Source organism: Bacillus sp. SDLI1 (assembly GCF_001553895.1).
Taxonomy (GTDB): Bacteria; Bacillota; Bacilli; order Bacillales; family Bacillaceae; genus Bacillus; species Bacillus siamensis.
In genome coordinates, this window is the sequence record NZ_CP013950.1 from 3,536,506 (window position 1) to 3,549,062 (window position 12,557).

Here is a 12,557-nt window from a genome sequence, read left to right on the forward strand (position 1 = left end):
ATGATTGAGGCAACAATTCGAAGATCCCGAAATGACGGGGGCATTTTGTCCTTTGAAATGACGGGACATGCCGATTTTGCTGAACATGGACGAGATCTCGTTTGCGCCGGGGTTACGGCTGTCGTTTTCGGGGCGGTCAATGCGGTTATCGCACTGGCTCCTCTCGAACCGATTCTTGATATAGGCGAGGACGGGGGTTATTTCTACTTTGAATTCCCTGAAGCCGCTGATCAGGAAGCTTTGCAAAAAGCGCAGCTGCTGATTGAAGGCATGATTGTTTCTCTTGAAACGATCGAGCGGGATTACAGTGAACACTTACGGTTGACTGCAAATCAAATATAGGAGGTGAGTTACATGCTTAGATTAGATCTTCAGTTTTTCGCTTCTAAAAAAGGTGTAGGTTCTACAAAGAACGGACGTGACTCTGAATCTAAACGTTTAGGCGCTAAACGTGCAGACGGTCAATTCGTAACAGGCGGATCTATCCTTTACCGTCAACGCGGAACGAAAATCTACCCAGGTGAAAACGTGGGCCGCGGAGGAGATGACACTCTTTTTGCTAAAATCGACGGAACTGTTAAATTCGAACGTTTCGGCCGTGACCGCAAAAAAGTGAGCGTATATCCTGTAGCTCAATAATGACACAAAAAACTCCGGTCGTTGACTGGAGTTTTTTTTGCAGTAAGCGGAGTAACATCAAGAATGAAAAGCAGAGGATGCGTGAGTGAACCCCGCCTTGAATGAGGACATCAGCTTCTCATACCCACTGGATATGTTCCCCAAGCAGTGATACCAAAAATGTTTCTGCCTGGCATCCGCAGTGCATGCGATCCGAAAAAGGAACATGATGAACCAGGAAAAACAAGTGTTTTTCTAACAAAGCCTTCTCTGTTATAATTCATAGTACACACTTATCAAGACTCCTAAAAAGAAATTAAACGATTGGGAGTGCGAAAATGAAGGATGTATCGAAGAAACAAGAAGAACCTGTAAGCGATGCGGCTCTGATTAATGAGCTGATCCAATTAATGGGCCATTTCCGTCATGATTGGATGAATAAGCTGCAGCTGATAAAAGGAAACTTAAGTTTGCAGAAGTATGACAGGGTCGTTGAAATAATCGACGAAATGGTCATAGATGCAAAGCACGAGTCAAAGCTCTCAAACCTGAAAACCCCGCACTTGGCGTTTGACTTTCTTACATTTAATTGGAAGTCCCGTTATATGAGGCTCGAATACGAAGTGCTCGGAGAAATTAAAGATTTATCGGCATATGATCAAAAGCTGTCGAACCTGATGAGAAAACTGTTTCATCTGTTCGGTCTGGCGGTAAGCAATGAAAGTGAAAATCATCTGACCGTATCGCTGCAGACGGATCACCCTGACAGACAGCTTATTGTATATCTCGATTTTCATGGAACGATTGCAAATGCAGATGTGTTTGATGAATTTCGCAAATCGCGGTATGAGGACTTTGATGTCATGCAATTTGAGCTGACCGGCCATGAATGTGTGGCCGAAATTGGAATGAACTAGCGGTTTTTTACGGTTTAGAACGGAGGATATTATGTTTGTAGATCAGGTGAAAGTATATGTAAAAGGCGGCGACGGCGGTAACGGAATGGTTGCGTTCCGCCGTGAAAAATATGTGCCGAAAGGCGGGCCTGCCGGCGGTGACGGCGGTAATGGAGGCGACGTCGTCTTTGAGGTTGATGAAGGATTGCGCACGCTTATGGACTTCCGGTACCAGCGCCATTTCAAAGCGATACGCGGCGAGCACGGCATGTCTAAAAACCAGCACGGCAGAAACGCGGACGATATGGTTGTTAAAGTTCCGCCCGGCACAGTCGTTACGGATGACGATACAAAACAGGTCATTGCCGATCTGACTGAACATGGACAGCGCGCCGTCATCGCAAAAGGCGGACGCGGCGGACGCGGGAATACCCGCTTTGCGACACCGGCCAACCCGGCACCGCAGCTGTCAGAGCACGGAGAGCCCGGAAAAGAGCGCTATATCGTGCTTGAACTGAAGGTGCTTGCAGACGTAGGTCTCGTCGGCTTCCCGAGCGTCGGGAAATCTACGCTTCTGTCTGTCGTTTCATCGGCAAAGCCGAAAATCGCCGATTATCATTTTACAACGCTTGTTCCGAATCTGGGCATGGTGGAAACGGATGACGGAAGAAGCTTTGTCATGGCGGATCTGCCCGGCCTGATTGAAGGAGCGCACGAAGGCGTCGGCTTAGGCCACCAATTTCTCCGCCATATCGAACGGACGCGCGTCATCGTTCATGTCATTGACATGTCAGCGATGGAAGGCCGTGATCCGTATGAGGATTATGTGACCATTAATCAGGAGCTCAGTGAATATAATCTGAGGCTGACGGAGCGTCCGCAAATTATCGTTGCGAATAAAATGGACATGCCCGAAGCGGCTGAAAATCTTAAAGCGTTTAAAGAAAAGCTTCAGGATGACCATCCTGTCTTCCCAATCAGCGCGGTGACGAGAGAAGGGCTCCGCGATCTTCTGTTTGAAGTCGCCAACCAGCTGGAAACAACGCCTGAATTCCCGCTGTATGATGAAGAAGAACTGGCGGAAAACCGCGTGATGTACACGATGGAAGATGAAGAAATTCCATTTAACATTACCCGTGATCCGGACGGTGCGTTTGTGCTTTCAGGTGACAGTCTGGAACGCCTCTTTAAAATGACTGACTTCTCCCGTGACGAATCCGTCAAGCGTTTTGCAAGACAGATGCGCGGAATGGGCGTTGATGAAGCGCTCAGAGAACGCGGGGCTAAAGATGGCGATATCATCCGGCTTCTGGAATTTGAATTTGAATTTATTGATTAAAAAGACGGAGAGCTTGCGATGCAGGCTCTCTGATGTAAGAGGGAGGGGTGCAGGTGAAAGAAGAGACATTTTATTTAGTGCGTGAAGACGTTCTGCCTGATGCGATGCGGAAAACCCTTGAAGTCAAAAAACTGCTGGACAGAAAAAAGGCTGAATCGGTTGCAGATGCCGTGCAGAAAGTTGATTTGAGCAGAAGCGCTTTTTACAAATACCGAGATGCGGTTTTCCCTTTTTACACGATGGTTAAAGAACAAATAATCACACTTTTCTTTCATTTGGAGGATCGGTCAGGCGCGTTGTCCCAGCTTTTGCAGGCGGTGGCTGACTCAGGAAGCAACGTGCTTTCCATTCACCAGTCGATTCCGCTTCAGGGCAGGGCGAATGTCACGCTCTCAATCAGCACATCCGCAATGGAAGAAAACATTCATACGTTAATGAATAAACTGAGAAAATTTGATTTTATAGAAAAAGTTGAGATCTTAGGGTCAGGCGCGTAAGGAGAGAAGAGAAACATGAGAGTCGGTTATTTAGGGCCAGAAGCCACATTTACACATCTAGCAGTCAGTTCCTGCTTTCAAAACAGCGTGACACAAGCACCTTATCATACAATACCGGCGTGCATGGATGCGGCGGTTGCGGGAGAAGTGGATCTTGCATTTGTTCCTTTGGAAAACGCGCTGGAGGGCTCGGTTAACTTAACGATTGACTATTTGATTCATGAGCAGCCTCTTGCGATTGTGGGGGAAATGACGCTGCCGATTTACCAGCACCTGCTCGTTCACCCTTCGAGAGAAAATGAGTGGAAAAAGCTTGAGAAAATTTTTTCTCATTCACATGCGATTGCGCAATGCCACAAATTTCTTCATCGGCATTTTTCGTCCGTCCCTTATGAGTATGCGAAGTCAACAGGTGCGGCTGCTAAGTATGTGAGTGAGCATCCGGAACTTCCGATCGGCGTGATTGCGAATGAAATGGCGGCTGCTACATACGGATTGAGCATCGTGAAGCGGGATATTCAGGATTATCAGGATAACCACACGAGATTCGTCATTCTTTCGCCTGAAAAAGACGTCTCATTTGAAGTGAATGCAAAACTGTCATCAAGATCGAAAACGACGATGATGGTGACGCTTCCCCAAGATGACCAATCAGGCGCACTGCACAGGGTGCTGTCCGCTTTTTCATGGAGAAACCTGAATTTATCAAAGATCGAATCGCGCCCGACAAAAACGGGTCTCGGCAACTATTTCTTTATCATTGATATTGAACAGGCGATGGATCAGGTGCTCATTCCCGGAGCCGTTCAAGAGATGGAAGCCCTCGGCTGCCGGGTCAAGCTTCTGGGAACATATCAATCCTATTCGATATAAAAAAAGCCCTTCTGGGGGCTTTTTTTTTTAATCTTTTATTAATATACCCGCGTCGTCCAAGGCTTGGCAGGCTTGATCAATCCGCTCTTTCGTCGGCGCGCTTAACGTATGGAGATGCACGCCTCCTGTCAGTTGTGAAAGGTAAGCGGCATTTGTCGAGTTAATGTGATCCATGAATTGTTTGACTTCTTTCCGTGTGCTGACTCTTATGGCAGCGGTTAAATCGCCGTATACGGGGTGTTCAATGATGACGTCCTTTATGGTGACACCTTCATCGACGATGAGTTCAAGCTCTTCTTCCGTCCGCTCCGGGCCGTGCAGGCAGGCGACAATCCGTTCGGCGTTTTTTTCGCCGCCGGCATTCATGCTGATGTATAAATAGCCTTGGCTCGTTGCGATAATCGGTTCGCTTTTTGCTTTCAAGAGGGATATATCCTGCACGATCACCTGTCTTGAGACATTTGCTTTTTTGGCCAATTCGCTCCCTGTTAATGGTGAGCCGGCTTCTTTCAGCCATTGAAGCAGCATGTCGCGTCTTTTCGCCCCCGTAAGCTTTGTTCCTTCTGTCAAATTGCTGATTCTCCTTTCTTTTGCTCCCATAGCGCCGTAAATGTATGTATCAGCATATCGAGCTGTTCACATGTTGTTTCATTTCCGAATGAGATCCGGAAAAACTGCCGCGCTTCCCGTTCGGTTTTTCGCAGCGCCTTCATAGCTGAAGAAGGGCCGTGACTGCCGGCGGAACATGCGCTCCCGGTTGAGATGCAAATATCGTTACGATTACATTCTAACATAACATATTGTCCTTCAAAGGAGTGAAAAAAACACCCGACAATGTGGGGCAGACATTCACCGCCGGTTTCTTCCTCCGAAAATGAAATAGGGAGGCCCTGAAGCCGAATTTGTTCATATAAATATTTCCTCAGTCTGTCTGCATGCTCACGGTGTTCCGCCATGTGTTTCACTGCATACTCCGCAGCAGCGGTAAAAGCGCCGATGGCCGGTACATTCACGGTACCGGGCCTGAACCCGTTTTCATGCACGGTATGCGGATAAACCGGCTTCCAGCTGACGCCGGGCCGAATGTAAACAGCCCCGGTGCCTTTCGGGCCGTATACTTTATGACCGGAGACGGAAAGGGCATCGATACCCGTCTGATCTGCATTAATCGGCAGTTTGCCGAAACTTTGAACACAATCGCAATGAAGCAAAATGTTTCGATGGTGAAGAAAAGCGGCCAGGCGATCCAATGGCTGGATGAGACCGGTTTCTGAATTGGCGTGCTGTATAGAAACAAGCCCCGTGTCAGGACGGATATGAGCCGCCAATATGTCCTCGGTTATAAGGCCGTTTCTGTCGGGGTAAATGACAGTGACTTCAATTCCCTGATCCGTTAAAAACGCCGCGGCATTATGGATCGAATGGTGTTCCATTGCAGTCGTAATAAAATGTTTTTTGTGAGGGGGAAGACCATGCAGCAATGATTGGACGGCCAGAATGTTCGCTTCCGTGCCGCCGCTTGTAAAATAAATGCCGTCTGCCGCCCCGCCGATCAATTTTCCTGCAGACTGTCTGCAATATTCCAGCACATCCGCCGCTTTCCCTCCGGCATCATGAAGGCTGCTTGCATTTCCGAATACTTCTGTACTGAGATGCTGAAAGACTTCCGCGGCTTTTTGGCTTAAAGGCGCTCCCGCCGCATAATCAAGATAAATCATACAGGCCGTCTCCTATCCGTTTATGTTAAAAAAAGCTTGAGTTTATTTTATCCTTGTGTAAATATAGGTGTCAAGACAGGTGTAAACATAACAGGAGGGTGATTATGTCTGGAAAAACAATTATCATCATTGGTTCGGGGACGGCGGCCCTTGCCTGTGCTTCTGCATTTCCTCCGTCATACCAAGTGACCGTCATAACGAAAAGAAACGTAACAAACAGCAATTCGCATTATGCTCAAGGCGGGATTGCTGTTTCATATGCAGAAGATGACTCCATTGACTCCCATGTGAACGATACACTGTATGCGGGCTGCGGCCATAATGACGTGACAGCCGTGCGGGATTTGCTGCAAAGCGGACAAAGCATGATAAACCAGCTGATAGAAAGTCAATTTCCATTTGATACGAAATCAGACGGAACATTTTGTCTCGGCAGGGAAGGCGCTCATTCTAAAAGAAGAATTCTGCATGCCGGGGGAGATGCGACCGGGCGGATTTTGGTTGAGTATCTGCTTCGGCAGCTGAGGGACGGCATACGGATCATTGAACACGAAACGGCTGTTGAGCTGCTGATTGAAGACGGACGATGCGCGGGCGTTTCCGTAAAGGATGCTTCAGGCTCCGTTTCTTGCAGAAGAGCGGATTGCGTAGTGCTTGCCTCAGGCGGGTGCGGCAGTCTGTATCAGTATCATACAAATGATTCCGCCATAACGGGAGACGGCATCGCTCTTGCCTTACGTGCGGGAGCAGAGATCACGGATATGGAGTTCACCCAGTTTCACCCGACCCTTCTTGTGAAAAACGGGACTGTGTACGGGCTGATTTCTGAAGCTGTGAGAGGGGACGGCGGATATTTAACGGACCGTTCAGGGCGCAGAATCATGACGGGCAGACACGAGCTTGAAGATTTGGCGCCGAGGGATGTCGTTTCACGGGCGATTTTCGAAGAAATAATGAAAGAAAATCCAGTTTACATGAATTGCAGCCGGATAGCCGATTTTAACAAACGTTTTCCGACCATAACAGAAATTTGTAAAACAGCCGGCGTAGAAATTGAAAGCGGAATTCCTGTAGCCCCGGGGATGCATTTTTTAATGGGCGGAGTAAAAACCGATACATGGGGGAAAACGTCTGTGCCTGATCTCTACGCCATAGGCGAGACCGCCTGCACAGGATTGCACGGGGCAAACCGGCTTGCGAGCAACTCGCTGCTGGAAGCTTTGGCAAGCGGACAAAGGTGTGCGGAACATATCATTCAAACGCCGTTAAACGGAAGATATAAAAAAGCTTCGAGAAAATCTGACGTCATCTTACAAGTGCCGGACACAACGCTTCACATGCTCCAAGCCAAAATGACAGCCGGAGCGGGCATCGTCAGAGATAAAGAAGACATGCAGGCGCTGGCATCCTGGCTTAACAAAGTACCTGTTCATCATATGAATGTGAAGGATATCACAACGGAACAAGCCGAGCTGTCCTGCTTATGGCAGACCGCACAACTCGCCGTATCTTCTGCTCTTATCCGGGAGGAAAGCAGAGGCGCCCATTTTCGCGCTGATTTTCCCGGGACAGAGAAAGAGTGGCATGGAAAACAAATCATTCATTCAGCATCAGGAACAGTTATCAGAAAAAACGAAGGGATTGGGGAACTATGGACATTCTGCAGCTGAAGCAAATGCTGACACATTTTTTTCAGGAAGATATCGGAACGGGTGACGCAACGTCACAAGCGATTTTTTCGGATCAGCAATGTAAGGCGGAGATTATCGCAAAAACAGACGGTGTGTTTGCCGGAGAAGCCGTTATCCGAGAAGGCTGGAAGCTTTTAAACAACGATATCCGCGTCCGCTCTCTGAAAAAAGACGGAGAACGGATGAAAAAAGGAGACGTGCTTGCTGAAATGGAAGGCCCGGCGGCGGCTCTTCTTACGGGGGAGCGTGTCATCCTGAATCTTATACAAAGAATGTCAGGCATTGCGACAATGACGGATGAGGCCAAAAGGCGTCTTGATGATCCGTCCATTAAGCTTTGCGATACGAGAAAAACGACACCGGGGCTCAGGATGCTGGAAAAATACGCCGTCCGGATCGGCGGCGGCTGTAATCACCGCTTCGGCCTATACGACGGCATCATGATTAAAGATAATCACATTGCCGCCTGCGGATCGATAAAGGCGGCCATGGAGCGGGCAAGAAAAGCGGCGGGGCAGATGCTTGCGGCAGAAGTCGAAATCGAATCCGAAGAGCAGCTGCTGGAGGCAATAGACGCGGGCGCAGACGTTATTATGTTTGACAACTGTCCGCCTGAGACCGTCCGGCGTTTTGCAGCCATGACACCGGCCCATATCAAAACGGAAGCATCCGGAGGCATAACGCTCGACACATTGCCTGCTTATAGAGGAACAGGCGTACAATATATTTCACTCGGATTTCTGACTCATTCAGTAAAAAGCGCCGATATCAGTATGGATGTTGCGGCGGCGGAACAGGGGGATTTTTCATAATGTCTATCTTTGACGTATTAACTGCATCAGCTGAAATGATGCCGAGCCATTATAAAAACTTGAGCACCGGAGAAATGGAGGAGCGGGTCGCCGCGATTAAACAGTCCTTCGGAAAACGTCTGTTCATTCCGGGACATCACTATCAAAAAGATGAAGTGATACAATTTGCCGATACTGCCGGTGACTCCCTGCAGCTTGCCCAAGTAGCCGAAAAAAATAAAGATGCGGAATATATTGTGTTTTGCGGCGTGCATTTTATGGCGGAAACGGCTGATATGCTGACTGATGATAACCAAACCGTCATTTTGCCCGACATGCGCGCCGGCTGTTCGATGGCTGATATGGCTGATATACAGCAGACGGATAAAGCATGGCAAGAGCTTCAGGAGCTGTACGGTAACACCATCATTCCGTTAACATATGTTAACTCGACGGCGGAAATTAAAGCATTCGTCGGGCGGCACGGCGGAGCGACCGTCACTTCTTCGAATGCCCGGAGCGTGCTGGAATGGGCTTTTAAACAAAAGGAAAGAATTTTATTTTTGCCGGATCAGCATTTAGGCAGAAATACAGCATATGACCTCGGCATTCCGCTGACAGAAATGGCTGTATGGGACCCGGCTCAGAACCGATTGCTTACTGACCACCCGGAAAACATTAAGGTCATCCTTTGGAAAGGACATTGCTCCGTACACGAAAAATTCACAGCGGAAAATATTTCTCAGCTGCGGCAGCGGGATTCTGACATCCGCATTATCGTTCACCCGGAATGTTCGCGGGAAGTGGTCTCGCTAAGTGATGACAGCGGATCTACCAAATACATTATTGATACGATTGAACAGGCTGAGCCGGGAAGCAAGTGGGCTGTCGGCACGGAAATGAATCTTGTGCAGCGCCTCATTCAATCGCACCCGGATAAACAGATTGAATCACTGAATCCGGATATGTGTCCGTGTCTGACAATGAACAGAATCGACCTTCCGCATTTATTGTGGTCGCTTGAGCAGCTTGAAAAAGGCGAACCGAAGGGTGTCATTAAGGTTCCGGAAGCGGTTCGGACAGAAGCGCTTCGTGCGTTGAACAGAATGCTGAGCCATACGTAAAAATAAAAAACTCCCCTCCTTTCCAAATTTTTTATCATCATGCCCAGCTCGCCTGCATATAGTGTGAAGAAACGTATTGTAATGACAAATGTACCGTTCACGTTTTGTGCATAGGAGGGGAAAACGTTGAAAATTCATATCGTTCAAAAAGGCGATTCGCTCTGGAAAATAGCTGAAAAATACGGAGTTGATTTTGAAGAATTAAAGAAATTGAATAATCAGCTGAGCAATCCAGACTTAATTATGCCTGGAATGAAGATAAAGGTGCCTTCAGAAGCCGTTCCGGTCAGAAAAGAACCAAAGGCAAACTTCGGAACGTCTGCGCATAAGCATGAGCATCCATATGCCAAAGAAAAACCGAAATCAGTTGTGGATATCGAAGACACCATACCGGAAGAACCAAAGCCGTCAATTCCGTATGTGCCGCCGATCCCTGAAAAGCATGAAAATGTGCTGCCGGAAGCTGATATGAATCAGTATTATCCGACCAATCAGCTGTTTCAGCCGTGGTCGCCTCCTAAGCCGGAGGAACCGGTGACACATTTTGTCGAGCCGAAAGAAAAAGAGCATGACAATAACATTCCACAACAGGAGGAAATGATCAACATGGAAAACGCGAATTACCCGAATATGCCAAAGGCGCCTCAAGCCGGAAAGATGGAAGAAGAAAACGCAGCTTATCATCTGCCGAACATGCCAAACATCCCGAATGTCCCATTTCCGAATATGCCGGCCGTTGAACCGCCTTTTATGCATTACCCGATTCCGTGCATGCCTTGTCCTTGTCCGGTTCCGGTGACACCGATGCTGCCGGGTTCGGGATTATGCCATCCGTGCTTCCCGGTAGGCGGAGGTTTCGGCGGTTTTGGAGGAGGTTTTGGAGGCTTTCCGGTAATGCCGATGCCGTTACCGTACGGATTCCATCATCCGGGATTTGGGCCGCAAGCGGGTTACGGTGAATATGAAAACCAGGCCCATGAAAATGCAGAGCATTTTGATGGTTTTGCATCTGGTTTCGGCGGTGCTCCATACGGACATATGCCGTATTACGGCGGCTATTCATCACATTATGCAAACGAGCCTCATCACGATGGAAAATTTAAGGACGATGATTGCGGCTGCAATGATTCGCATCATCACCATCATCACCACCACGGTTCACATCATCATGGTTCACATCACCATCACGCCAATATGCCTGTGCAGCCATATCCGAATATGGGCGCAAGTGCCGGATATTTTATGCCTTACGGCGGAGCAAATCCCAATGCCGCGCCGAATCAGCCGAGTCCAAATCAAGTATTCGGACGGCCGGAGGAAGATGAAGACTAATGTATCGGGACGATGTATGTCGTTCCTTTTTTTATGTCCGAAGAAGAATGGACATAACTGACAAGCTTAAACCCGCCGTCGGCCGCACATCCTAAACATGAGCGGAAACGCTCACACAGCGATGAATCCACGGGGGGTTTTTCCATTGGGCAAAAAACTGATGACAATCGCAGGCGTTTTAGCCGTGACTGCAAGTTTAACGGCATGCGGAGCAAATAATGCCATGAATGACGGACGCTACAATCAGACAACACGTCCGGTCGGGTATTATTCAAATGACAATGATAACGGCAGACGCCAGTACGGAATGGACCATCAAGGACCTGTTTCCGAAATGATGGAAAACCGAAACGGGCGCCGGGATACGACAAACGTGTCTTACCGAAACACGCCGAATAACGGGGTTCCGTTAACAACGGACGGCACATATAACGGCCGCAACGCCAATACGCCGCCGGCCGCTATGTCTTATAATGGGTATGACAATGCCGAAAACATCAGAATGGCGGAAAAAATTGCAAACCGCGTGAAAAAAGTAAAAGGCGTACAGGATAGTCAGGTCGTCGTGACTGACACGAGAGTCGTCATTGCTGTCAGAACAAATCATCCTTTTACGAAAAATGATGATCAACATGTCAAACATGCAGCCAAAAAATTCGCGGACGGCCGCGCAATTCAAGTATTTACTGATAACGCCACTTTTACAAAGCTTCAAGACATGAACAAAAACAGCCGTTAGACGGGACTGCCGGATGATTTCATCCGGCAGTATTTTTTTCATCATTTCTTTACATATTCTTAAAACGCTCTTTATATTGCGCTGTTAACATAAAAGTAAAATAAAACGTAACGGAGGGGCTGGGATGAAAAAAACGGAGTGCGACAAAAGCCGCGGGACAAAAACTGTGTATTTGACCGTAAGAGGATACCGACTCAAACTGACGCCCGGACAGATGAAACTGATATCAGCCGGCCGGGCATAATAAAGCGGGGCAGCCTTTATTAGAGGGCTGCTTTTTTTCGGCGAAGCAGTCAAAAGAAAGAAAACGGTTAAGCACCGGCATCTTTGGTCAAACTAGCATCAAGAGTTTGATTGAATAAAGAGGTGTTATTGGTGAAACGAATTTGCGGTGGGCGTCTTTTATTTATGTTTATCTTATCAGCTGCAGTCCTGATTTGCGGAGGAAACGGTGCATACGGGGCAGAGGTCGAGCATTACGGGCCGCTTCGGGTGCACGTCCAGCTGGAAAAGGTCTATCTTGACGGTGATGTCGGCATCGAACATACGGATGAAACCGTTTTGGCGATGGAAGACTTTTGGGCCGCATACGCCGGCTGGACGCTCGTTGAGCAGAAAAAAGGCTTCGTTCTTTTCCGTAAGCATGTTGATGATATTTCTCCGCTCAGTAAGGTAAACGGTTATATCGGTGTCACGGACGGAGGGGTGATTTCCACTTTTCACGGCCGTCCCGGATCGCTGTCGGAGCCGATCCAGTCTTTCTTCCAAATTGATTTAGAGCGGTTGGAAAGCCGGTTGCAAAAGCATTTGGAACACGGTATACCGTACAGGACAAAAGCGGAGTTTGAGAGCGTGATCGATCATATTAAGACTTACAGCGGCTGACTTTGACGCAAGACATGTGACACATGTCTTTTTTTTCTGAACGGAAGGTGTCAA

15 protein-coding genes are annotated in these 12,557 nt (G+C 48.1%); 13 read left to right on the forward strand and 2 right to left on the reverse strand.

Annotated elements, in window-relative coordinates:
- The 6 genes from AUL54_RS17305 (at position 1) to pheA (ending at position 4,223) form a co-directional block, all read left to right on the forward strand.
- Entirely contained in the window at positions 1-342 is a 342-nt protein-coding gene (locus tag AUL54_RS17305; RefSeq protein ID WP_012118103.1) for a ribosomal-processing cysteine protease Prp, read from the forward strand.
- A gap of 12 nt (positions 343-354) precedes the next feature.
- A complete protein-coding gene (rpmA, locus tag AUL54_RS17310; RefSeq protein WP_003152662.1) occupies positions 355-639 on the forward strand; it encodes a 50S ribosomal protein L27 in 285 nt (94 codons plus the stop codon).
- A 317-nt stretch (positions 640-956) separates the two neighbouring features.
- Entirely contained in the window at positions 957-1,535 is a 579-nt protein-coding gene (locus AUL54_RS17315; protein WP_003152664.1) for a sporulation initiation phosphotransferase B, read from the forward strand.
- Positions 1,536-1,566: 31 nt separating this feature from the next.
- Positions 1,567-2,853: a GTPase ObgE gene (gene obgE / locus AUL54_RS17320; protein ID WP_007408172.1), complete on the forward strand. Its 1,287-nt coding sequence runs from the start codon at positions 1,567-1,569 to the stop codon at positions 2,851-2,853.
- A gap of 53 nt (positions 2,854-2,906) precedes the next feature.
- Positions 2,907-3,350 (forward strand): transcriptional regulator ThrR, encoded by a 444-nt coding sequence (thrR, locus tag AUL54_RS17325; protein WP_016938790.1) that lies wholly within the window; start codon positions 2,907-2,909, stop codon positions 3,348-3,350.
- 15 nt (positions 3,351-3,365) lie between these two features.
- Entirely contained in the window at positions 3,366-4,223 is an 858-nt protein-coding gene (gene pheA, locus AUL54_RS17330; protein ID WP_016938791.1) for a prephenate dehydratase, read from the forward strand.
- A 27-nt stretch (positions 4,224-4,250) separates the two neighbouring features.
- Here pheA and AUL54_RS17335 read toward each other — a convergent pair whose 3' ends face one another.
- Positions 4,251-4,793: a transcription repressor NadR gene (locus AUL54_RS17335; RefSeq protein ID WP_060964649.1), complete on the reverse strand. Its 543-nt coding sequence runs from the start codon at positions 4,791-4,793 to the stop codon at positions 4,251-4,253.
- Complete coding sequence (locus tag AUL54_RS17340) at positions 4,790-5,941, reverse strand: IscS subfamily cysteine desulfurase (protein WP_060964650.1); 1,152 nt, start codon at positions 5,939-5,941, stop codon at positions 4,790-4,792. Before AUL54_RS17340 ends, AUL54_RS17335 begins: the two co-directional genes overlap by 4 nt.
- Before the next feature lie 104 nt (positions 5,942-6,045).
- Between AUL54_RS17340 and nadB the strand changes: the two genes are divergently transcribed.
- From nadB to AUL54_RS17370, 7 genes are all read left to right on the forward strand, one after another.
- Positions 6,046-7,611: an L-aspartate oxidase gene (nadB, locus tag AUL54_RS17345; RefSeq protein ID WP_060964651.1), complete on the forward strand. Its 1,566-nt coding sequence runs from the start codon at positions 6,046-6,048 to the stop codon at positions 7,609-7,611.
- A complete protein-coding gene (gene nadC / locus AUL54_RS17350) occupies positions 7,593-8,444 on the forward strand; it encodes a carboxylating nicotinate-nucleotide diphosphorylase (protein WP_060964652.1) in 852 nt (283 codons plus the stop codon). The genes nadB and nadC overlap by 19 nt, the downstream gene beginning before the upstream one ends.
- The gene (gene nadA / locus AUL54_RS17355) at positions 8,444-9,547 is read left to right on the forward strand and encodes a quinolinate synthase NadA (RefSeq protein ID WP_060964653.1); all 1,104 of its coding nucleotides are present in this window, start codon (positions 8,444-8,446) and stop codon (positions 9,545-9,547) included. The genes nadC and nadA overlap by 1 nt, the downstream gene beginning before the upstream one ends.
- Before the next feature lie 126 nt (positions 9,548-9,673).
- Positions 9,674-10,879: a SafA/ExsA family spore coat assembly protein gene (safA, locus tag AUL54_RS17360; RefSeq protein ID WP_060964654.1), complete on the forward strand. Its 1,206-nt coding sequence runs from the start codon at positions 9,674-9,676 to the stop codon at positions 10,877-10,879.
- Between the two features lie 145 nt (positions 10,880-11,024).
- Positions 11,025-11,618, forward strand: coding sequence for a YhcN/YlaJ family sporulation lipoprotein (locus AUL54_RS17365; protein ID WP_060964655.1), 594 nt, complete (start codon positions 11,025-11,027; stop codon positions 11,616-11,618).
- A 124-nt stretch (positions 11,619-11,742) separates the two neighbouring features.
- Positions 11,743-11,862, forward strand: coding sequence for a hypothetical protein (locus tag AUL54_RS21990; protein ID WP_420913147.1), 120 nt, complete (start codon positions 11,743-11,745; stop codon positions 11,860-11,862).
- A gap of 164 nt (positions 11,863-12,026) precedes the next feature.
- On the forward strand, positions 12,027-12,503 hold the full coding sequence (locus AUL54_RS17370) for a sporulation cell-cell signaling protein BofC (protein ID WP_060965130.1): 477 nt from the start codon (positions 12,027-12,029) through the stop codon (positions 12,501-12,503).
- Positions 12,504-12,557 lie beyond the last annotated feature (54 nt).

Coding starts and splice junctions, on each gene's coding strand:
- AUL54_RS17305 (WP_012118103.1), top strand. CDS start 1: ATGATTGAGGCAACAATTCGAAGATCCCGAAATGACGGGGGCATTTTG.
- rpmA (WP_003152662.1), top strand. CDS start 355: ATGCTTAGATTAGATCTTCAGTTTTTCGCTTCTAAAAAAGGTGTAGGT.
- AUL54_RS17315 (WP_003152664.1), top strand. CDS start 957: ATGAAGGATGTATCGAAGAAACAAGAAGAACCTGTAAGCGATGCGGCT.
- obgE (WP_007408172.1), top strand. CDS start 1,567: ATGTTTGTAGATCAGGTGAAAGTATATGTAAAAGGCGGCGACGGCGGT.
- pheA (WP_016938791.1), top strand. CDS start 3,366: ATGAGAGTCGGTTATTTAGGGCCAGAAGCCACATTTACACATCTAGCA.
- AUL54_RS17340 (WP_060964650.1), bottom strand. CDS start 5,941: ATGATTTATCTTGATTATGCGGCGGGAGCGCCTTTAAGCCAAAAAGCC.
- nadB (WP_060964651.1), top strand. CDS start 6,046: ATGTCTGGAAAAACAATTATCATCATTGGTTCGGGGACGGCGGCCCTT.
- nadC (WP_060964652.1), top strand. CDS start 7,593: ATGGACATTCTGCAGCTGAAGCAAATGCTGACACATTTTTTTCAGGAA.
- nadA (WP_060964653.1), top strand. CDS start 8,444: ATGTCTATCTTTGACGTATTAACTGCATCAGCTGAAATGATGCCGAGC.
- AUL54_RS21990 (WP_420913147.1), top strand. CDS start 11,743: ATGAAAAAAACGGAGTGCGACAAAAGCCGCGGGACAAAAACTGTGTAT.
- AUL54_RS17370 (WP_060965130.1), top strand. CDS start 12,027: ATGTTTATCTTATCAGCTGCAGTCCTGATTTGCGGAGGAAACGGTGCA.